The organism is Nitrosospira multiformis, assembly GCF_900103165.1.
GTDB classification, from domain to species: Bacteria; Pseudomonadota; Gammaproteobacteria; order Burkholderiales; family Nitrosomonadaceae; genus Nitrosospira; species Nitrosospira multiformis_D.
This window is the reverse complement of record NZ_FNKY01000001.1, coordinates 540,739-562,645: the sequence shown is the minus strand read 5'-3', so window position 1 is coordinate 562,645 and position 21,907 is coordinate 540,739. Positions and strand designations below refer to the sequence as shown.

At 54.4% G+C, this 21,907-nt stretch carries 19 protein-coding genes; 3 read left to right on the top strand and 16 right to left on the bottom strand.

All coding sequences use genetic code 11. The features are described 5' to 3' along the window. Positions 1-35: 35 nt before the first annotated feature. From BLR00_RS02620 to rpmH, 16 genes are all read right to left on the bottom strand, one after another. Positions 36-2,132 carry a CopD family protein gene (locus BLR00_RS02620; protein WP_074630678.1) on the bottom strand — a complete coding sequence of 699 codons (2,097 nt, stop codon included), beginning with the start codon at positions 2,130-2,132 and terminating at the stop codon, positions 36-38. Next, positions 2,129-2,539 (bottom strand): copper resistance CopC family protein, encoded by a 411-nt coding sequence (locus BLR00_RS02615; RefSeq protein ID WP_074630677.1) that lies wholly within the window; start codon positions 2,537-2,539, stop codon positions 2,129-2,131. Before BLR00_RS02615 ends, BLR00_RS02620 begins: the two co-directional genes overlap by 4 nt. Before the next feature lie 103 nt (positions 2,540-2,642). Next, positions 2,643-3,182: a hypothetical protein gene (locus tag BLR00_RS02610; RefSeq protein WP_074630676.1), complete on the bottom strand. Its 540-nt coding sequence runs from the start codon at positions 3,180-3,182 to the stop codon at positions 2,643-2,645. A 108-nt stretch (positions 3,183-3,290) separates the two neighbouring features. Then, positions 3,291-3,866, bottom strand: coding sequence for a hypothetical protein (locus BLR00_RS02605; protein ID WP_074630675.1), 576 nt, complete (start codon positions 3,864-3,866; stop codon positions 3,291-3,293). 164 nt (positions 3,867-4,030) lie between these two features. Next, complete coding sequence (locus tag BLR00_RS02600; protein WP_074630674.1) at positions 4,031-5,278, bottom strand: methane monooxygenase/ammonia monooxygenase subunit B; 1,248 nt, start codon at positions 5,276-5,278, stop codon at positions 4,031-4,033. Beyond that, entirely contained in the window at positions 5,278-6,102 is an 825-nt protein-coding gene (locus BLR00_RS02595) for a methane monooxygenase/ammonia monooxygenase subunit A (RefSeq protein WP_074630673.1), read from the bottom strand. The genes BLR00_RS02600 and BLR00_RS02595 overlap by 1 nt, the downstream gene beginning before the upstream one ends. 234 nt (positions 6,103-6,336) lie before the next feature. Further along, positions 6,337-7,149 carry a methane monooxygenase/ammonia monooxygenase subunit C gene (locus BLR00_RS02590; RefSeq protein WP_074630672.1) on the bottom strand — a complete coding sequence of 271 codons (813 nt, stop codon included), beginning with the start codon at positions 7,147-7,149 and terminating at the stop codon, positions 6,337-6,339. Between the two features lie 486 nt (positions 7,150-7,635). Then, positions 7,636-8,475: a ParB/RepB/Spo0J family partition protein gene (locus BLR00_RS02585; protein WP_074630671.1), complete on the bottom strand. Its 840-nt coding sequence runs from the start codon at positions 8,473-8,475 to the stop codon at positions 7,636-7,638. Positions 8,476-8,522: 47 nt separating this feature from the next. Beyond that, on the bottom strand, positions 8,523-9,305 hold the full coding sequence (locus BLR00_RS02580; RefSeq protein ID WP_074630670.1) for a ParA family protein: 783 nt from the start codon (positions 9,303-9,305) through the stop codon (positions 8,523-8,525). A 174-nt stretch (positions 9,306-9,479) separates the two neighbouring features. Then, complete coding sequence (rsmG, locus tag BLR00_RS02575; protein ID WP_074630669.1) at positions 9,480-10,109, bottom strand: 16S rRNA (guanine(527)-N(7))-methyltransferase RsmG; 630 nt, start codon at positions 10,107-10,109, stop codon at positions 9,480-9,482. Further along, a complete protein-coding gene (mnmG, locus tag BLR00_RS02570; protein ID WP_074634090.1) occupies positions 10,106-12,016 on the bottom strand; it encodes a tRNA uridine-5-carboxymethylaminomethyl(34) synthesis enzyme MnmG in 1,911 nt (636 codons plus the stop codon). The genes rsmG and mnmG overlap by 4 nt, the downstream gene beginning before the upstream one ends. Positions 12,017-12,293: 277 nt before the next feature. Next, the gene (gene mnmE / locus BLR00_RS02565; protein WP_074630668.1) at positions 12,294-13,649 is read right to left on the bottom strand and encodes a tRNA uridine-5-carboxymethylaminomethyl(34) synthesis GTPase MnmE; all 1,356 of its coding nucleotides are present in this window, start codon (positions 13,647-13,649) and stop codon (positions 12,294-12,296) included. A 91-nt stretch (positions 13,650-13,740) separates the two neighbouring features. Further along, positions 13,741-15,450, bottom strand: coding sequence for a membrane protein insertase YidC (yidC, locus tag BLR00_RS02560; RefSeq protein WP_074630667.1), 1,710 nt, complete (start codon positions 15,448-15,450; stop codon positions 13,741-13,743). Positions 15,451-15,520: 70 nt separating this feature from the next. Further along, positions 15,521-15,730, bottom strand: coding sequence for a membrane protein insertion efficiency factor YidD (yidD, locus tag BLR00_RS02555; protein ID WP_074630666.1), 210 nt, complete (start codon positions 15,728-15,730; stop codon positions 15,521-15,523). Next, the gene (rnpA, locus tag BLR00_RS02550) at positions 15,718-16,122 is read right to left on the bottom strand and encodes a ribonuclease P protein component (RefSeq protein ID WP_256324030.1); all 405 of its coding nucleotides are present in this window, start codon (positions 16,120-16,122) and stop codon (positions 15,718-15,720) included. The genes yidD and rnpA overlap by 13 nt, the downstream gene beginning before the upstream one ends. After that, positions 16,103-16,237 (bottom strand): 50S ribosomal protein L34, encoded by a 135-nt coding sequence (gene rpmH / locus BLR00_RS02545; protein ID WP_004175644.1) that lies wholly within the window; start codon positions 16,235-16,237, stop codon positions 16,103-16,105. The genes rnpA and rpmH overlap by 20 nt, the downstream gene beginning before the upstream one ends. Before the next feature lie 189 nt (positions 16,238-16,426). On the opposite strand from rpmH, the gene dnaA reads away from it, so the two are divergent. From dnaA to gyrB, 3 genes are all read left to right on the top strand, one after another. Further along, on the top strand, positions 16,427-17,800 hold the full coding sequence (gene dnaA / locus BLR00_RS02540) for a chromosomal replication initiator protein DnaA (protein WP_074630665.1): 1,374 nt from the start codon (positions 16,427-16,429) through the stop codon (positions 17,798-17,800). 200 nt (positions 17,801-18,000) lie between these two features. Further along, the gene (dnaN, locus tag BLR00_RS02535) at positions 18,001-19,110 is read left to right on the top strand and encodes a DNA polymerase III subunit beta (RefSeq protein WP_074630664.1); all 1,110 of its coding nucleotides are present in this window, start codon (positions 18,001-18,003) and stop codon (positions 19,108-19,110) included. Between the two features lie 120 nt (positions 19,111-19,230). Then, positions 19,231-21,657 (top strand): DNA topoisomerase (ATP-hydrolyzing) subunit B, encoded by a 2,427-nt coding sequence (gene gyrB, locus BLR00_RS02530; RefSeq protein WP_074630663.1) that lies wholly within the window; start codon positions 19,231-19,233, stop codon positions 21,655-21,657. Positions 21,658-21,907: the final 250 nt, after the last annotated feature.

Here is a 21,907-nt window from a genome sequence, read left to right as displayed (position 1 = left end):
ACAAGCAATATTGCCACCCATATCTCTTGAGCGTTTCAATGCACATGATCGCCGGGCGGGGGGAGGATTTCCTTTTCGCGATTGAGCTGGGCGAGCTGCTGCAGCAGCATGCCGGTATTGTCCCAGCCGGGGCCGTCGGCTTCGGGGATCCAGCGCGCACGCAGGTAGCCGAAGCGGTCGACCAGGAATTCCAGGTGCGGGGGCAGGCTGCCCTCGCCCAGCAGGTCGGGCTTATTCAGCGTGCGCCGGAACAGGGTGTAGCTGCGCACGATCTCGGCCGCACCCTGGGTGATCACTGGGAAGGGAACCTGGGCGGTCATTTGCGCGATTTCCTGCGAATCCGGATCATCCTCCGGCACCGCCAGCAGCACGGTGTTGGCGGTATTGAGCTGGGCGTTGAGCGCGCTCAGCTGCTCCATCCGTTCGCGCGAGGCCGGCCAGGAGAACATGACCAGCAGCACGTTCTTCTGGCCACGGAAGTCTTTCAGGGTGCCGCTGGAGCCGTCGTGCGCGGTGTAGGAGAAGTTGGGCGGGCCCAGGGAGGGCTGGGGCTGGTCGGGCACGACGCGCGGGCTCATCAGGCGCGCCTGGTAGCCGCGCGACATGGCGTGCAGGAAGTTGACCACGTCCCAGCGCTCTTCTTCCGAGAGTTTGTCGGCGAATACCGGCATGCCGGTATCGGGAATGCCGAAGGTCAGCCAGTGGAAGAAGTCGCCCGCGGTATGCTTGGCGGTGTGCGGTTCGGTCAGCATGTCCACCGGCGGCTTGGCAAAGGTCTTGGCCAGCACGCCATTGCCCTTGCCCTGCAGGCCGTGGCAGGCCACGCAGTTCTCGGCGAACAGGGTCGAGCCGTTGGCAATGGAGATGGTGTCGAACGGGACCGGGGTCTTGCGGTAGGTTTCCGGGTAGGCATCGATGGCCAGCGGCGGCAGTCCCACCGCCAGGGCCAGCACCGCGGCCAGCGCCGGCAGGCCGATGCGCCGCTTCTTGTCCCAGTGCCGGGCGCGCCCGTAAGCGAGCGCTCCGCCGGCCAGCAGCAGCAGGGCAATGCCTGCCCAGGCGCGCAGCATGACGCTCTCTTCTCCCCAGGTGGCGGCCAGGGAGAAGCGGAAGGTGTAGGGCCAGTTCTGGATGATGGCGTGCTTGGCCGGGACGGTATTGGCCACGATGGTGGCCAAGAGCACGATGCCCAGCGCCAGGACGAATTCGAAGCTGACCCATTTGCGCAGGCGTTGCCCCGCCGCCAGGGCCTTGTCCGTATTCTGCGGCGAGATCTGGGAGAGCAGCGGCAGCCAGGTGGCGCGCGCGCGCGCGGCAATCAGCAGTACCACGATGAGCAGGCCGATCTTGGCGTTGAGCAGCCAGCCGTACTGGGTGGAGACCATGGCGGCGTAGGTGGTGTCGACCATGCGGTCGGTGATGATGATGCCGGTGGCGATGACGGCCAGCATGACCGGCAGCGCCATGACCGAGAAACGTTTGAGCGCCTGGGCGCCGGCTTGCACCGCTTCTTCGCGCGATTGGAACAGTTCGTGGATGCGGGCAATGGCGTCGCTCTGGAGGCCGGAGGGGGCGGCCGCCGCATGGGCCGCCGGGGCGGTGCAGGCGAAACAGACGACGAGGAAAGCCGGCAGGGCGCCGAACCAGACGCTGGCCAGGATGATGTGCAGGGCGTAGGGCAGGATCGATACCACCGAGAGTTCTTCGGCCGCGGCATGGCTCGCGAGTGAGCCCACTACCAGCGTGAGGGAGGCGACCGTCGCGCACAGGAGGTAGCGCCAGCGCGCTGCGGGGGTGTAGCGGATGTAGAGGGCGATGGCGGCAACCAGGAGGGCCAGGAGCGCGCGGCCCACCCAGATGTGGCCCATACGGGTATTCTGCAGGAGGGCGAACCAGGCATCCGGCCGCCAGGCATTTTCGGTTATGCCGGTGGCCTGCGCCGTGGTGGTGGCGAGGATGCCCAGCAGGCCCAGCAGCAGCAGCAGGCCCAGCCACGGCAGGGCGCGTTGCAGCCGGGTCACCCAGGGGGAGTGGAACGATCCGGCGATGGCGAGGAAGATGCAACTGCCGACCAGGATCATGTTGGACGCAAGCTGTAACCAGCGCAGGAGCGTCGCGATGACCTCGATCATTTCTCTTGCGCTTTGCTCTTTACGGTAAAGTCGTAGGACGAGTCAACCACGTGGCCGTCCACCGATAATACCCGGAACTTGACCGTGTACTTGCCGGCAGCCAGTTCCGGCAGGGGCAGGACGATGGCTCGGGGGTCGTCGGGCGCAATCGTGGGCTTGGCGTCGGTGACGGGGGTCTTGCCGGCGTCGAGTACGGTCAGCGCCGCGTAGTCCTTTTCGACTTCTTCATTGAACCAGAGCCGCACTTGCCCCGGCGTGACGGTGAGTACCGCCCGGCGCGGCGGTTCCGCCTTGACCAGCATCGCATGCGCCAGGGCGGGCGCGCTGTGCAGGCTCGCCGCCATGGCCATCAGCAGCACACTGCCTGCCATGATCCGCTTGAGGGCGGAAACCATCCATGATTCCATTCTGACTCCTCATTCAGTCTGTCGCCCCCAAAGGGGGGCGACAGTATTCATTTGACTGTATTGCCGGCGTATGGTTCGGCTTGACCTCCGGCCCGGCCGGGACTCAGGCAGGCGTGGATTTTTGCCGGCCGCGTAAAAAGAACACCGCCGCCGCACCGATGAGGGCCGCGATGGCGACGATCAGGTAGGGCGAGGTGCCTTTGGGCTCACCCACCGAGAAGGGGAAGCGCGAGACATATTCTTCCTTGTCGCGTACGGTCACCAGGCCGACAAACTTGCCAGGCTGCATGAAGTCGTATTCAAAGTTGATCGAGCCATTGGGGTAAACCTTGGCCGGGATGTGCAGGATGGTGATGGCGTCGAGGTTGCCTTCGGCGCCCGCCTGCGCGCCGGTATCGCGGATGATGCGCACTTCCGTGGGCAGGGGGCGCAGCGCTTCTTCGATATAGTCGAGGGCGACTACGGTGCGTCCCGTCGCCGGGATGTCTTCGCAGAATTCTTTTTCTTGCGTGGCTTCCGGCTGGTAGCCGGTAAAGTGCATGGTAAACGGGCCGATCGTGAGTTTGCAGATGTCGTCCGCGAGGGACAGTCCGCCGTGCGCCTGTACCGAGGTGGAAAATGGCAGGCCGATCATCGTGAGCATTAGCCCTATCAGGGCAGGTTTCAGAGTTTGTAAGGACATTATCAAAATCACCTATAAAGGAATGTTGAATCGTGTATTCTTGCCGTCCGCCTGGGTCCGCCTCTTCGCCTAGGAGCGGCGCGAAGCGCGCCAGCGCTGCATGCGCTTGGATTTCATGAGCTTGTACCCCAGCAGGGTCAGTACTAGCAGGGCGATCAAGGGCCCCACCGCGGTGCGGAATATGTGTGCATAGTTGATCATCTGTACCCGCAGGGGATACTGGTAGCGTAGCGGGGGCTGCCCTTCCGCGATGATGATGACCGTGTACAGTCCCTGGTCCAGGCTGGTTTCTCCCTTGATGACGCCATCCGGGTGGATGCTCGGGCGCAGGTAGGTCACGGTTTCATCGTCGGTCTCGCTGGTGCCTTTGATTACCCGCATGCCGATCGGCATGTCGCGCAGCGCCAGGTCCACCAGGTCCACCACCAGATAGGTGTCTCCGCTCTTGGGTATTTCCGTGCAGTATTGCGCGCTCGGTTCAAATTGGGGCTGGTAGGCGCTTAAGTGCACCATGCTGTCGCCGATCCGGCGCACGCAGTTGTCCTCTTCCAATGAGACTTTCCCATGCGCCGCCACCGCGCCGGCGTAAAGCGCCGTCACCAGGATGAGAGCCGCAGTACCCGCCTGTCTCACTTGCCTAACCACGAGCAGGTCCTCCCGTTTGGATATGACGATGATTCACTTTTTCTTTCGTCCCCCGACCACGCCGATGCGAAGGTTGGGTGGTTTCATTTCACTGGCACATTAAAAAACACCGATCCACCCTTCCGTCTGGCGACGGCGGCGGACCGGTGTCATGCTTTGGTTGCTTAGAGCTTGGTGAAGACCGGTATCACTGCGCCGGCGATGCTGTTGATGTTGCGATCACCTGCATCGCTCCATGTCATCAGCAATCCGCCAAAACGGCTTTCCGGATCTCCCAGCAGCGCCATCAGCCGCTGCACTTCCCACAGCGCGTCCTTGGCTTCCATCTTGACTTCACGCGTCTCGCCAGGCTGGATCGGCGCGTCGTTGTCCATCGACAGGCCCGTGGCTACCAGTTCTTTCGGGTAGTTGCGGTCCAGGTGCTTGAGGCCCACCTTGTTGATGAAACGTACACCCGCGGTGGTGAATTCGCCTATGCGATAAGCGGTGTCGCCACTGTTGGTGATGTTCATGGTCACGCGCAGCGCCCGGCCCGGTACGTCATAGTTGGCGTGGGTCACTTTGATCGCGATGGGGTTGGGTTTCACCGGCATCGGTTGCACTTTCGATTCGCCCGCTTGAATAGGCACCGTGTACGGGTGTTTGGTTTCCGTATAGCGGTAGCCGCCCCAGACGATGCCGAAGGTGGCGATCAATACGATCCAGGCAACCTTTTTGTCCATCGGGTCCAGCAGCAGTTCGTCTCCATAGGCCAGCAGTACCCGGCTACGCGGTAAGAACATGGGCCGCGCAACGTAGTAGCCAATCCAGAAGATGCCCAGGCCCAGCCACAGCAGGTGCCAGAAGACGCCGTTGTTGTAGTTGAAGGTCTCGGTGTCGATGGTCTCGCCCGTCAGCAGTTTGACCGGGTTGGTGAAGTCATCCCAGCTGCCGGTGATGTTCATCCAGGCGGCAGGGCCGGCAATCGGGCCTGCGTCCTTGATGTTGACCATGGCGTGCATGTGATGGCGACCCGGGATGCGGGCTTTCAGCTTGACTTCAAAGGCGTAGTCGCGGCCAATTTCCAGCGGGCCCGAGATGTAGGTCGGTTCGCCGTTCAGCTTGGTGGAGAGCCGTACGAACACCGGGCTGGGGCTGCCAACGTTGAAGAACGCGCGTCCCGGTTTGCCCACCGCACGCGGCCAGTCTTCGGCCAGGTGGAATTTGCCGGTCATGGTGGCAAAGTCGTTGACTTTGGTGGTGTCAGGGCCCCATTTCATGTCGTACCATTGGATGGTACGCATGCGCAGGAACGGTTCTTGCGAGCGTTCGCCATGCGCTGCCGCCGGCGAGATGTCAAGCGTGCTCAGCGCCAGTGTGGCCATGCCGTAGAGGCCAACGACCCCTAGTTTGAACAGGTTTTTTGCGTTCATTATTTGATCCCCTCCGGAAACCCTTCTTCGCCATAGGCGGTAACGTCGTTTTTCATGGTGACCCGGCCGCGAGGACCTTTGACGTAGTAGAACGCGGTGCAGTAGAGTTTGCCAAAGTACCACCAGACGCAGAACATGAGCATGGAGACGAACGCGGAGAAGAAGGCCGCAATCACGGTGGTGTGGCCACCAAAGGTGCGTAGTGAGCCTTGTTCGATCAGCCGTACGTATTCCGGGGTGCCCGTGCGGACATACAGGAAGCCGGTGTAGTCAGCCAGGGACAGGAGAACGCCTTCGGCTACCAGCGGCAGGTGCGTCGGTCCGAATATCGGCCAGTTGCCCGGGTAGAACAAGAGTCCAAACGCGCCGCCGCCGACCAGTGCCGTGATCATCCAGTTGCGGGTGAGCAGCATGACGGTGTCCATGACCAAAGCGCCCGGTATCATGGTGGAGGGCAGTACGAAGTTGATCGGGTAGTGCGACCACCAGTAGAAGCCCCAGAAGCGGGTCAGCCATTCGCCGGTCAGCAGGCACACGATACACAGTGTCGCGCCAAACGGCAGGCGGTAGTTGACCCACAGGTAGTACATGATGGTGGCGCAGTAGGTGATGCCCACGATCGGGGTGACCACCGGCCACCATTGGCGGTCTTTCCAGTCAAGCCAGAAGTCCCAGTCGCCTGCCAGCAGCATGAAGTGCATGTGGTAGGTGCCTACCAGCAGTATGCATAAAATCGGGAAATAGACTGCGTCTATCATCCTCGACATCTTTACCGCTTCCGGCGGCATCTTGGCCGCCTTTAATATTTCGTCTGTTCTGCTCATCGTGCCCTCCCCTCAAATATGTACGATCTTTAACGTGAAAAATGGGTGCCGCTGCTGCTCAATCCTGGTGCCACTCGAGTGCCGTGGCACGCTGTTTGTGATCCGCCTTCTGTCTTCCGGGTGCCTTTTCCGGTCTTCGCCGCAGGTTCGAAGGTGTTTGGCCGGTGCTGCCCCCCGCTCTCCGGTGTTGCGGGAGCGGGCGGCCGCCCGGCCAGGTCTGTCAGGATCTGCCGCTTACGGGACGATCCGGTTGTTGAGGATGACTTTGCTCTGTCCGTTCCAGATGACGTCGGTCAGGTTGGAGTAGCGGGTGATGATCTGTGCCGCGATGCCGCCGGCAAACAGGCCCGACCAGCCCAGTATCACAAAGCCCCAGTGCAGCGGTGCGCTAAATAGTTCTTCCATGAACCAGAAGGCATGGCCCCATTCGTTCAGGCCTACGTTCGGCAGGATCATGAGCGGGCCGGCAATGGCCATCACCAGCGGGAACGAGGTCCCACGGGCGTACAGCGGCAGACGCGTCATGGCATACAGGTAGCTGGCCACGCCACAGACGATGTACATCGGGAAGGAACCATAAAATACTACCACATGGCTCGGGGTGAAGCTGGTGTCGCGGATGATGACCTGGTGCCAGGAGGCGTCTTGCTCGGTGAAGAAGCTGCCGCCCCAGTACACGCCAAACAGGTACACACCCAGCCACATCATCCAGTAGAAGTAACGCTTGACTTCCAGTTTGGGGTCCAGGTTGTCCAGGTTGGTGTCGCGTGTCTTCCAGATCCAGCCCCAGGTGACCAGCGCAAAGATCGGCATGACGATCATGTGCACCCGCCACAGTCCCATCCATACCTTCTCGAATTCCGGCTCCATCGAGTCCATGCCGTGCGAGTAGGCAAACGTCCGCTGAAACCAGATCCAGAATATCGCTACTCCCAGCATGGTGATCAGCCCAAATTTGTACCACCTTGAGTCGTACCACAGCGACATGTCGTAGTCGCGTCCGCTCGACCCCGCATGGCTGCCTGATGTTCCCAGTGTTGTTGCCATTTCTTTTATCTCCTCTTACGTTAATCAAGTACCCGCTGCTGCTCTATGCTTTCGCTGACACCGCCGCTTCCCCGTCTCCTTCCTTACACGAAGATATACGAAGACAGAATGCGCCGCCGCCATATTACTAAACCATTACATACCCACAACCCCGTAAAGACTATCCCCGAAGATGCGCCAAGTCAAGCAGTTTGTCGGGAAAACACAAGTGCAAAACGGGTGGATTACGCTGATGCACATACCCCCTGAACCGCCCTGAATTCGCCGCTGGGGAGTATCCGGCCGGGTTTTTCGTACTGCGAAACCGCTCAGATGAAATGGCCTTGAAAGACGCTGGAGGAAATGGTGAATAGAGGCACTGACGAACGTATCTATCGGATATCTATTACATAATCTATAAGCAATACGCTTTTGGGTTCCCCGTTTCGAAAGCGCATTGCATGCATTTTTTAAACCGGTTACGCGGCAGAACCTCTTAATTTAAACTCACCAGCGGGACAATATTCCATCTAATTGTTCCAGGCTACTGTACTGAATTATCACTTTTCCGGTGCCTTTTTTCCCCGGGTTTATGACCACTTGCGTACCCAGTTTGGCCGATATATTTTCCTGCAAGCGCAGTAAATCCCGGTCGTGTTTGGGATGTTGCGGCTTTACTACCGGACGTTCCATCCGATGCACCAGCTTTTCAGTCTCGCGTACTGAAAGCTGTTTGTGTACCACGAGATTTGCGGTTTGTATTTGCTTGGCTGGAGGAAGAGCGAGTAGCGCGCGTCCATGGCCCATATCGATTTTTCCCCGCATTAATAATTCCTGTACAGGGGGAGGCAGGTTAAGCAGTCGCAGAAGATTGGAAACAGCACTGCGTGAACTGCCCAGCGCCTGGCTGGCGGCCTGGTGCGTCATGCCGAATTCCTTGATGAGCCGCTGGATACCCATCGCTTCTTCCAATGGGTTTAGATTCTCGCGCTGAATATTCTCGATCAGCGACATGGCCAGCGCGGCTTCATCCGGCACTTCGCGGATCAGTGCGGGGACTTCCAAAAGCCCGGCGATTTGCGCTGCCCGCCAGCGCCGCTCTCCGGCTATGATTTCGTAACCTTCGGGAGAAACAGGCCGCACCAGCACCGGCTGCATCACACCCTGCGCTTTAATGGATTCGGCCAGCTCGGCCAAAGATTCCTGATCCATGTGGGTACGCGGCTGATACTTGCCAGGTTGCAGCTGCGCTATTTTCAAATTCCGCAGCGACTCTCCGATCTTGGCGCCATCGTCGTTCCCCGCTAGGAGCGCATCCAATCCTCTTCCCAATCCCTTCAATTTCATAATCTCCCGCCTCGCTGCATGTCGTCTATTCCGCTGGTTTCCATCTGTCAGACAGGCGCCGCGTTGGTCGAATCTCTGCTAAGCATTTCCCCCGCCAGCGCCAGATAGGCTTGTGTACCTTTCGATAACTTGTCGTGATATAGCGCCGGTATGCCAAAGCTCGGGGCTTCGGCCAACCGCACGTTACGTGGAATCACGGTGCGGTAAACCTTATCGCCAAAATGCTGCTGTAATTGTTCCGATACCTGTTGCGCCAGTATGTTGCGCGGGTCAAACATGGTACGCAGCAATCCTTCGATCTCCAGCACCGGATTCAAGTTGGCGCGCACTTTTTTTATGGTATTGACCAGATCACTCAGACCCTCCAGCGCGTAGTATTCGCATTGCATCGGAATCATTACCGCATGGGCTGCGCACAGCCCGTTGAGCGTAAGCAGGTTGAGTGCCGGCGGACAATCGATGAGGATAAAATCATATTCGCCTTCCACCTCCCGCAACGCTTCTTTTAAGCGCGTTTCCCGCTGGAGCAGATTCACCATCTCGATTTCAGCACCGGCCAGATCACGATTGGCGGGAATCAGATCGTATTTGCCGCTGGTGGCAACCACGCGCACGTCTGCGGTACGTTGGCTACCCAGCAAAACTTGATAAACCGTGTGTTGCAAAGTACGTTTATCCACACCGCTTCCCATGGTAGCGTTACCCTGCGGATCCAGATCAATCAACAATACACGCCGCTTTGCCGCCGCGAGGCTCGCAGCCAGATTAACGCTGGTGGTGGTTTTTCCCACCCCGCCTTTTTGATTGGTTATCGCTAGAATCTTCACCACCGCGCTACTCCCAGGTGATCAAATAATGACACAGACTGCTCTTTAAGCAGCCTCGAAACAGTACCCGGCTGTGATAGCATCGACATGATAACAGCCCCGCGAAACAGATTATGTGAAAGTGAGCGCTCACTGCGATATGCGCCTTGCGATATTCGGATATTGCCGGAAATACATTTATACCCCGGGCTTAATCATGACCAGATGCCGCTTTGCTTCGAGTCCGGGAACCACAACCGGGAATACATTTTCAATAACAAACGGTGGCGGCAATTGCGCCAACTCCTCGTGCGGATAAACGCCTTTCATGGCAGCGAGCCTGCCTCCACCTTCGATGGCCAGATGCCCTGCCAGTTTGACAAAGTCCGCCAAGTCCGAAAAAGCGCGTGAAATGACCGTGTCGAATCCGCTTGCCGAGCGAAAATTTTCGACCCGTTCGGCGACTATTTCGACGTTGTTCAACTTCAATTCAATACGCGCCTGTTGTAGAAATACAGCTTTTTTATGATTGCTTTCAAGCAATACCACCTGCCATTCAGGGCGCACCAAAGCCAGGGGAATGCCCGGCAAACCGGCGCCACTGCCGACATCCACGATACGCGATCCGGCAATGTGCGGCAGGATCGCAAGGCTGTCAAACAAATGACGAATCAATATCATTTCGGGCTCACGCATTGCCGTCAGATTATGTACCCGGTTCCACTTCCTGATTAACGCAAGGTATTGCAATAAACGGGCTTGGGTTTCGTCCGGAAGCGACACTCCCAACGCTGCAAGTCCATCAGCGAGCTGCGTGGCAAGATTCACGCGCTTTTCTTTTTATTCTGGCTGGAAAACCCACGCTTCACATGTACCAGCAGTAACGAAATCGTCGCGGGTGTTATACCGGAAATTCGCGCAGCCTGTCCCGCGGTTTCCGGCTTATGTTGATTCAATTTTTGTTGTGCCTCGCTGGAAAGGCCGCGTACAGTGGCATAATCAAGATCTTGCGGCAAACGAATTTCTTCATAATGCGCATTGCGCGCGACTTCATCCTTCTGACGGGCAATATAACCGTGATATCTGGCCTGGATTTCAACCTGCTCCGCCACCAGCGGGTCAGCGACAGCATCGCCCACACCCGGCAAACTCATGAGGCTCGCATAGGACACCCCGGGACGGCGTAACAGCTCACTCAGCGAATAATCACGCTCAATCGTTTTCCCCAGCACTCGCAGCACATCTGCTTCTGACGGTGCGCTTGAATTCGTTTTCGGGCTCAGCCAAATGGCTTTCAATCTGTCTTGCTCGCGAACAATGGCTTCTCGTTTGGTTTCGAATGCGGACCAGCGTGCGTCGTCCACTACACCGAGCCTGCGTCCGATTTCCGTCAGGCGCAAATCCGCATTGTCTTCACGCAGTTGCAACCGGTATTCCGCGCGACTGGTGAACATGCGATAAGGTTCAGTGACGCCACGAGTGATGAGGTCATCCACCAGAACACCCAGATAAGCTTCGTCACGCCGGGGACACCACGCATCCCGATCCAGTGTTTTGAGCGCCGCATTGATGCCCGCCAGCAACCCCTGCGCCGCGGCCTCTTCATAACCGGTGGTGCCATTGATTTGTCCGGCGAAAAACAGTCCTTCGATCATTTTAGTTTCAAGCGAGCCTTTCAAGCCGCGCGGATCAAAATAATCATATTCGATAGCGTATCCAGGGCGCGTGATATGGGCTTTTTCCATCCCCTTGATGGATCGCACCAGTTCGATCTGCAGATCGAATGGCAGACTTGTTGAGATCCCGTTAGGATATATCTCATGGGTACTGAGTCCTTCCGGTTCCAGAAAGATTTGATGTGATTCCTTGGCGGAAAACCGTACCACCTTATCCTCGATGGAAGGGCAATAACGCGGCCCGACACCTTCGATAACACCTGTAAATAGCGGCGAACGATCCAGGCCGCCACGAATAATGTCATGCGTGCGGCTATTCGTATGCGTGATCCAGCACGGCAATTGGCGGGGATGCTGAGCGGCGCTGCCCATAAAAGAAAAAACCGGCGCCGGAGTATCGCTGAGTTGTTCGGTCATTACCGAATAATCGATGGTGCGTCCGTCTATGCGCGGAGGGGTGCCGGTCTTTAGTCGTCCGGCTGGGAGCTTCATCTCGCGCAGGCGCATAGCGAGACTGATGGATGGCGGATCGCCAGCTCTGCCCGCCTGAAAACTGGATGATCCGACGTGCGCCAATCCGCCGAGAAACGTGCCAGCGGTAAGTACTACCGCTCTCGCGGAAAATTTTATTCCTAACTGGGTAACCACTCCCGTAATCCGGTCACCCTCAAGCGTAAGGTCATCCACAGCCTGCTGAAACAGCCAAAGGTTAGGCTGATTTTCCAGGCGCCGCCGAATCGCCTGGCGATAAAGGACGCGATCAGCCTGGACACGCGTTGCGCGTACTGCCGGCCCCTTGCTTGAATTAAGGATACGAAACTGGATGCCAGCCTCGTCGGCAGCCGCGGCCATTGCGCCACCCAATGCGTCTACTTCCTTTACGAGATGTCCTTTACCAATGCCTCCAATGGAAGGATTGCATGACATCTGCCCCAGTGTTTCGATATTATGCGAAAGCAGCAGCGTTTTTTGCCCTATGCGCGCGGCCGCAAGCGCCGCCTCGGTGCCGGCATGGCCGCCGCCAACCACGATTACATCAAAATCCTCGGAAAAAATCATTTGAGCCTCGTTGCGCTTACCACCGGATGGGCGACGCATGGGAAAAAGCACTAAAGCATTCTACGGCAAAACGAAAGGTTGTGTAAGGGCGCGTACTTCCACCATACTAGAAAAACACCGATCGCATCGCCCATTATCCGGCGCGATGGATGCGGAATGTTTCACGTGAAACAATGCGGTGAATGTACAACATCAAAATACAGCCGGGAAGAGCTCTGCGGGGGAGGGCAAGTTCAAAGGCATACGACCCGGATACCCTAAAACAACCAGGCTGAATCTATTTACCAATACAAAAACGGGAAAATATTTGACCCAATAAGTCATCGGCGCTGAATTCGCCGGTGATAGACGACAACCTTCGCTGGGCGGCCCGCAGCTCTTCGGCCAGCAAATCCAGTTGCGTCTCTTGTCTGGCCAACTCCGTTGCATTCCGCAGATATTCGCCGGCTTCTGTCAACGCCTCCATATGGCGGTGGCGCGCCATGAATATGCCTTCCGCCTCCGAATGCGGCTGCCAACCGGCCATCTCCAGCAGTTTCCGGCGAAGCAGATCGATCCCGGCACCTGTTTTAGCCGAAAGGTAGATCAGCGATCCGTCTTCACCATCGCTGATCTGTGGAATCCCGTCCAGCAAATCTATTTTGTTATATACGTGGATCACCGGTAATTCAGCCGGAAGACTGTCAACTATCGCCCGATCGTCAGATACGGTTCCCAACCGGCAGTCGATCAGCAACAATGCCAGATCCGCTTTTTCTATCACTGAACGCGCACGAGCGATGCCTATCTTCTCGACTGGGTCATCTGTTTCCCGCAATCCCGCGGTATCGGTCAGATAAAACGGAACCCCCTCTATTTCCACCATTTCGCGAATAGCATCGCGAGTGGTGCCCGGGATTTCAGTGACAATCGCCGTTTCTTCCCCCGCTAACTGATTCATCAAACTGGATTTGCCGACATTGGGCTGTCCAACCAGAACCACGCTCACGCCTTCACGCAACAGACTGCCCTGCTTGGCTGAGGTAAGCACATCTTCCAATCGCGATTGCATCGCTTCCAACCTGCCGCAAACGTTCGCCTGTTTCAGAACAGTCGTTTCTTCTTCCGGAAAATCCAGGGTCGCCTCCACCAGCATGCGCAAATCGGTAAGCGCTTGCACCAAGCTATGTATAACCGTGGAAAACTCCCCCTGCAGCGAGCGCATAGCGCAGCGCGCAGCCTCGCTGGTGCTGGCATCTATAACGTCGGCGACGCTTTCTGCCTGGGCAAGATCCAGCTTGCCGTTAAGAAACGCACGCAAGGTAAACTCCCCCGGCTGTGCCAGCCGGGCGCCTGCGGACAGACAACGGGACAGTAATAAATTCATGACCGCCGGGCCGCCGTGACCCTGCAACTCCAGGACATCTTCACCCGTATAGGAATGTGGAGCCGGAAAATAAAGCGCAATGCCTTGATCTATGACCGACCCATCTTCATCCAGAAATCTGCTGAGGCTGGCATGGCGCGGCTTCGGGATATGCCCGATAAGCCTTACTGCCAGGGATGACAGGTTCTTACCGGAAACCCGCACCACACCGATGCCGCCCCGTCCGGGGGGCGTGGCGATGGCCGCAATGAGGTCCGTACTCCCCATTCAGGCAAATTGCACCGAGAAGAGATCAGTCACTCGCAAGTATCCAGATTGGCCTTTCGCCGTCAGGCGAATTACTGTATTTCCAGCCGAATCACTTCTTCTTGAGTGCTGGCGTGTTGGAGGATTTAGCCGCCGCACGTTCGATCATGCGCGTGATTTGCCATTGCTGCGTAATGGAAAGGATGTTATTCACCAACGAGTACAGCACCAGGCCGGCAGGGAAGAAGAAAAAGAAAACACTGAAAGCAAGGGGCATGATCTGCATCACCTTGGCTTGAATCGGATCCGTCGCCGGTGGACTGAGTTTTGATTGGACAAACATCGAAATTCCCATGATGACGGGTAGCACATAATAGGGATCAGGCGAAGACATATCTTCTATCCACAGCGCAAACGGTGCATAACGCAACTCTACACTGGCAAGCAATACCCAGTAAAGCGAGATAAATACCGGAATCTGAACCACAATGGGCAAACAGCCTCCCATCGGGTTGATTTTTTCCGTCTTGTAAAAATCCATCATCGCCTGGTGCATACGCTGGCGGTCGGCACCGTGCTGTTCGCGCAAGCGCTGCAATTTGGGTGTCACAACCCGCAACTTCGCCATCGATCGATAACCTGCCGCCGACAGGGGAAAGAACGCCAACTTGACCGACATGGTCAAAAGAATAATCGCGACTCCCCAGTTTCCTGTCCAGGAATGATAAAACGACAGCAACCAGAAAAGCGGCGCCCCAATCACGGTCAACCAGCCATAATCCACTGTGAGATCCAGCCCCGGTGCAACCGCCGCGAGTTTGCTCTGTTCCTCGGGACCCGCATAAAGGGGTACGGTAACCGTTGCTGTATTCCCTGGTTCAATCTGCCCCACCGGCACAATTACCCCAGCGGTATATTCATTTTCGCCCAGGCGCTTCGCATAATATTCGCGCTGTGATTTGTCTGTTGGCAGCCACGCGGTGAGAAAATAGTGCTGGAGCATTGCTATCCAGCCATTATCGGCGTTTTTCGGGTAGCTTGCGTTACCCTTGTCCAGCGCCGAAAATTCAATCTTTTTGAATTTCTCCTCTTCGGTGTAAAGCGCCGCACCGGTGTAGGTCGGGATCATGAAAACCGAGCCAACGGGGGGTTTGCTGTCGCGCAGCATTTGAAAGTACGAGAACGGCTGAATTGCCGCTGTCCCCTGATTGGTAACTTCAAAGCTCACATCGATAAGATAGCTGCCGCGATGAAAGGTATAAATCTTGGTTACCCGCACTCCGTCCGCCTCCGGCGCCACGAGTCGCACTTCGATTTTATCCTGGCCTCCCGCCAACTCATAGGCGTGTGACTCAGTCGTATAACGCGTCTTGTGGCTGGGCAGACCCTCCCCAATCAGTCCTGATTGGGCCACATAAACGTGGTCATATTGGCTTTGCAACAATGCAAAAGGCTTATTCTTGTCTTCTTTATCCGGATGATCCAATAGCTCGAGTTGACGTAAATCCCCTCCGGCGGTATTGATTTCCGCTACTACCAGGTCGGTCTTGACTACAATTTTTTCTCCCGACTCCAGTTTGCCGGAAATTTTCACCGAATCGGCGCTCTCCGCAGAGGGTTCGCTCTTGCCGGGCTGTGTCGAAACAAGTTTTTCTCCCGGAACCGGAGTATCTTCCTGACGGCGGACAGATGACTCCCCTCCCGGTCCTTGCGCCGTAACCGCTGCTGGAGGAGGCGGGTTCTGTTCTTTCTGCCATGCGTCCCAGAGGAACAACATGGATGTTGAGAAAATCAGGAAAAGTACAAATTTTTGTGTGTCCATCTTGCTTCGCAATTTTATTTTTTATGATACGCATAAACCGTACCGGAAATAATTCAGGTCGGATCAATTCCTATGGAACCGGGTCATAGCCGCCGCCGCCCCAAGGATTGCAACGCAATATTCTCCCTACACTGAGGCGCATCCCGCGCAGCAGTCCATGCCTTGCCAGCGCCTCACACGCATAGTGCGAACAAGATGGGCTGAACCGGCACGATGGCCCGAGAAACGGACTCAGGCAATATTGATAGAGCTTGATAAAACCAATAATTATCCGCGACATCGCTGTAATTGAATCATTAGCATTTCCGCTTCTCTTGCCATTCGCACAATGCTGCTTTGGGGCACGCGGCAACGCAAACGTACCACTAGATCCAACCCCGCTAATTCCTGCTGCCGTGCGCGAAATATCTCCCGTAACAGACGTTTTGCCCGATTGCGGTTTACCGCCAGCCGCTCGACCTTGCCGGCGATTATCAATCCCAATCTTAAATGTACAAGATTATTGGGCTTAGCAAAAACCTGAAGAAATTCGCCGTTGGCTGAACATCTGAACCGGAGTACCGACGAGAATTCATCCGCCTGGCGCAACCGGTGACTTTTCGGAAAGCGAATAGTCGACTCCTCAATAACGGATTCTCGCGCTTGGCTAAATCTATACCCCCAAACGGACACGCCCCTTGGCTCGACGCGCCCGGATAACAGCTGCGCCACCCGTGGTTTTCATGCGAACCCGAAAGCCATGTGTCCGCTTTCTCCGCGTCACGGAAGGCTGGTAAGTACGTTTCATTGTTTTCCCTTTTCCCTTGAGACTGGTAAATAAAACCCCGCATTACAACTCTTTACGGCGGGTGGTGTCAACCTATATTTTTTCCCGGCCCTGTGGATAACTGGGTAGGAAGCGTCTAGAATAGGGTACTCAATGCTGCTTCCGAATTCCGCTTTTTCCCCGCTTACGCATTTTTAGATCATATCGGCAATGCAAAATTTTTGGCTTTCCTGTCTCGGATATTTTGAAAAAGAACTGAGTGCCCAGCAATTCAATACCTGGATCAAACCTCTTCACCTGGACTTGTCGCATAGTGCCGATGAACCGATCCTCGTTGCTCCCAACCGGTTTGTCAAGCAATGGGTCAAAGACCATTTTCTATCGCGTATCGAAGAAATGGCTGAAAAGCATTTTTCGCGCAGCATACATTTTCAATTAACACTCGCTAACCAGGATTCCACGAAAGAAACCGCTTCAGCGGTGAATAATGCCGCAGTGACGCCAATCCCGGCTGCTATTAGCGCGCCCGTGCGTTTAACCCCGAAAACCTCGAAGGAAAAAAATCCAAGCCGCCTCAATCCATCTTTCACTTTCAACAGTTTTGTCACCGGAAAAGCCAATCAGCTGGCTCGTGCAGGCGCTATCCAGGTAGCCGAGCGTCCCGGTGTCGCATACAACCCCTTTTTTATCTACGGTGGCGTGGGCTTGGGAAAAACCCATCTGATTCAAGCAATCGGCAATTCCGTGCTGGAGCACAACAGCACCGCCAAGGTGAGATACATCCACGCAGAACAATACGTTTCAGACGTAGTAAGGGCTTACCAACATAAAGCGTTCGATGATTTCAAGCGGTACTATCACTCCCTGGATCTCCTACTGATAGACGATATCCAGTTTTTTGGCGGCAAGAACCGGACGCAGGAAGAATTTTTTTATGCCTTTAACGCGCTGATCGAAGCGCATAAACAAGTCATTATCACCTGCGATTCTTACCCGAAGGAAATCTCCGGCATGGAAGAACGGTTAATTTCCCGTTTTGGCTGGGGCTTGACCGTAGCGGTTGAACCACCGGAACTGGAAATGCGCGTTGCCATCCTACTTAAAAAAGCATTGATGGAAAAAATTGTCCTGGATGAAAATGTCGCTTTTTTCATAGCCAAGCATATTCGATCCAACGTGCGTGAACTGGAGGGTGCGCTAAAACGGGTACTCGCCTATTCGCGCTTCACGGGCCATTCGTTATCGCTGGAGTTGGCGCGGGAAGCGCTAAAGGATTTGCTGGCCGTGCAAAATCGCCAGATTTCCATTGAAAATATCCAAAAAACCGTGGCGGACTACTATAAAATCAAGGTTGCCGAAATGTATTCCAAAAAACGTTCGCGCATCGTCGCAAGACCCCGGCAGATGGCAATGGCCATATCCAAAGAACTCACCCCTCTGAGTTTGCCTGATATCGGTGAAGCTTTTGGAGGCAGAGACCATACGACGGTACTGCACGGTTATCGCAAAATTGCCGAGTTGCGGGCTTCCGATCCATCGATTAACCGGGACTTCAATACCTTATTACATATTCTCCGGGGCTAAACAACACGAACAACAATAGTATGATTTGGGGATAACTCGCCGTTTGTACCTGACTCGAATTTATGTCCACAAACTATCCACAGGCAATACTCTCTTGATACAGACAGAAAATAATCACTAACTCACGCATATTATTTGTATTTTTTAATTTATACCGGACTTACCCGACCTCTATTAACGATTATCTGGATTCTAAATAAATGAAACTAATACAAGCCGATAAGGATATCTTGCTTAAACCGTTGCAAACGGTTACCGGAATTGTTGAACGCCGTCATACTTTGCCTATACTTTCCAATGTGCTGATAGAACGGAAAAACAACGAAATTTCATTCATCGCAACTGACCTCGAAATTCAGATAACGACTTCCACGCGGGATAGCAACACGGTAACTGAAGGACATTCAGTTACCGTTGCGGCAAAAAAGCTTCAGGATATATTACGTGCACTGCCTGACAAAACCGAAGTAACGCTGGAAACCAAAGAAAACCGGCTTCAGGGAAAAGCCGGAAAAAGCCGTTTTAGTTTACAAACGCTTCCTGTCGAAGACTTTCCTAAATTTCCTGAAAATACAGAATCCCAGGCAAAAATAACAGTAAAGCAAAAAGAACTGAAACATCTTTTATTTCTGGTGCAATATGCCATGGCACAACAGGATATTCGTTATTACCTGAATGGCCTGCTTTTGTTGATGGAAGAAAATCACCTCAAAGCCGTGGCCACCGATGGCCATCGTCTGGCGTTCGCTTTACTTGCGCTGGAAACACCGCAGGAAAAAAGAGAAGTCATTTTGCCACGCAAGGTGGTACTCGAGTTGGCAAAGCAACTCAATGACAGTGACGAACCGATAACGGTGGAAATTCTACAAAATCAGATACGTTTTACATTCTCAAATGTCATATTGATATCCAAAGTCGTGGATGGGAAATTCCCTGATTACAATCGCGTGATTCCGGTCGACCATCAAAAACAGATTGATATAAATCGTCTATTGCTTTTGCAAACCCTTCAGCGCGCCTCAATCCTTTCAAACGAAAAATTTCGTGGCGTTCGTCTGATTTTGACCACGGGGAACCTGCGCATTGTTTGCAACAACGCGGAACAAGAAGAAGCCGAGGAAGAACTGGAAGTCCAGTATGATGGTGAAGCGCTTGATATCGGCTTCAATGTGACTTACCTGCTGGACGTGTTGAACAATTTAACCAGCGAAACTGTGCGATGTTCTTTTGGCGACGCGAATAGCAGTGCACTTATCACCATTCCCGGAAACGAGGATTTCAAATATGTTGTGATGCCAATGAGAATATAAAAAGTGCCGTATTGAAATAGAAAATTACTAAATATTATTTCGTCCGGGCAAGCAATGTCCGCGAGTAAAATACGACTTTCGACAAATCCTAGTTTCACGTGAAACCACAGTAGCCAGACAATGAACGAAAAAGACTCCTCCCGGCAGAAAAAAATCGACGATTCAGCTGATTACGGTTCAGACAGCATAAAAATCCTGAAAGGCCTCGATGCGGTGCGCAAACGTCCCGGTATGTACATAGGCGATACCAGCGACGGTACAGGTTTGCACCATATGGTATTCGAGGTAGTGGATAACGCCATCGACGAAGCGCTGGCCGGACACTGTAATGAAATCTCCGTCATCATCCACCCGGACAATTCAATAACGGTACAGGACAATGGTCGGGGCATTCCCACCGGTATCAAGTATGACGATGAAATGAAACGTTCCGCCGCGGAAATTGTCATGACCGAGCTTCATGCGGGCGGAAAATTCGATGACAATTCTTATAAAGTGTCAGGCGGTCTGCATGGTGTGGGCGTGTCCGTGGTCAATGCCTTATCGGAATGGCTGCGCCTGACTATCCGCCGCGATGGGTCGACCCATCAGATCGAGTTTCGCATGGGTGTTCCCGTTGCCCCTCTGGGGGTTACCGGTAAGACCGAGCGTCGCGGTACGGAAGTACATTTCCTGGCCAGCAAGGAAATTTTCGGTGACATCGAATATCATTACGACATATTCGCAAAGCGCTTGCGCGAACTTTCCTTCCTCAATAATGGCGTAAAAATTCATCTGGTTGATCAACGCAATGCCAAAGAAGAAAATTTTGCCTTCAGCGGGGGGGTGAAAAGCTTTGTCGAATATATCAATCGTACCAAATCAGTGCTTCATCCGAATATTTTTTACGCTAGCGGAGAGAAGGACAGCATCGTGGTGGAAGTTTCGATGCAGTGGAACGATAGTTATTCCGAACAGGTTTTATGCTTTACCAATAATATCCCGCAAAAAGATGGTGGAACTCATCTCACCGGTTTGCGCGCAGCGATGACGCGTACGCTCAATAATTATATTGAAAAAAATGAGCTGGCAAAAAAAGCCAAGATTGAAACGTCTGGGGACGATATGCGGGAAGGCTTATCCTGTATTTTATCGGTGAAATTATTCGAACCCAAATTTTCTTCGCAAACCAAGGAAAAGCTCGTGTCCTCTGAGGTGCGTCCAGCGGTAGAGGAAATCGTGGCGTTAAAGCTGGCGGAATTCCTGCTGGAACGCCCGCTGGATGCCAAAACCATCTGCGGCAAGATCATCGATGCGGCAAGGGCACGCGAAGCCGCGCGAAAAGCACGCGAACTGACTCGGCGCAAGGGCGTGCTGGACGGCATGGGACTTCCTGGAAAACTTGCCGACTGCCAGGAAAAAGATCCTGCGCTATGTGAACTCTATCTGGTTGAGGGCGATTCAGCGGGTGGCTCCGCCAAGCAGGGACGTGATCGCAAATTTCAGGCGATCATGCCGTTGAAAGGAAAAATCCTGAATGTCGAAAAAGCCCGTTTTGATAAGCTCATTTCATCGCAGGAAATTATCTCCCTCATTACCGCGCTCGGGACCGGTATCGGTAAGGATGAATACAACCCTGACAAATTACGCTATCACCGTATCATCATCATGACGGATGCGGACGTGGACGGTTCGCACATCCGCACTTTGTTGCTCACGTTCTTTTACCGGCAGATGCCCGAGTTGATCGAACGCGGCCATATCTACATCGCACAGCCGCCGCTCTATAAGGTCAAGCATGGCAAGCAGGAACGCTACGTCAAGGACGACCACGAACTTAAGCAATACCTGCTGGGGTTGGCGCTGACCGATGCGGAGCTGCATACCTATGAAGACAAGCCGCCGCTCACCGGGGAGACGCTGGAAAACATCGCCAATGAATACTTGCTGGCGGAAGCTGTCATTGAGCGCATGAGCCGTCTCATCGACAGCGAGGTGATGCATGCCTTGTTCCGCCATCCAGGCGTGGATTTGAGTAGTGAAGACCATGCCGCCGAAAGCGCCGCCAAACTAGCGGCACACGTTACTACGGTACAAATAACACCGGAATATGACATCGTCACGGAGGAGCACCGGCTGAAGATATCCCGTATGCATCATGGCAACGCCCGCGCCAGTTACCTCGATCAGGATTTTCTGCAAAGTGGCGACTATGCACAAATCAGGCAAACTGCTCAAGTACTTGACGGTCTGATGGGACCGACAGCGTACGTCCAGCGCGGCGAGCAGAAACACCCCGTCAGCGACTTCAAACAGGCCCTCGACTGGTTGTTGCAGGAAGTTAAAAAAGGCATCGGCACTCAACGCTACAAAGGCCTGGGTGAAATGAATCCCTTGCAGTTGTGGGAAACCACCATGGATCCCAAGAGCCGACGACTGCTGCGTGCTCAGATAGAAGACAGTATCGCCGCTGATGAAATTTTTACCACGTTGATGGGTGATGTGGTCGAGCCTCGTCGCGCGTTCATTGAGAACAATGCATTGGGGGTTAGAAATCTCGATGTATAGCTGGTACGTTGTAGGTTCGCACATTACGTAAAAAAATTCCCACAATTGAGAAATTTTTTGTGGGAATTTTACTTTTAAATCCATTGTTAAAGTAATAGATAAATTCTTTCCAATCGTGTATTGAGTAAAAGTAATTTTATTATTTTTTTAAGAATTCAAAAAATCTAGATGTCTGGAAAGACGCATAATTAATATTTCAGGATATGTGGCACCGTTCAGTGAAATAATATGGAACTGCTACTCAGCTATC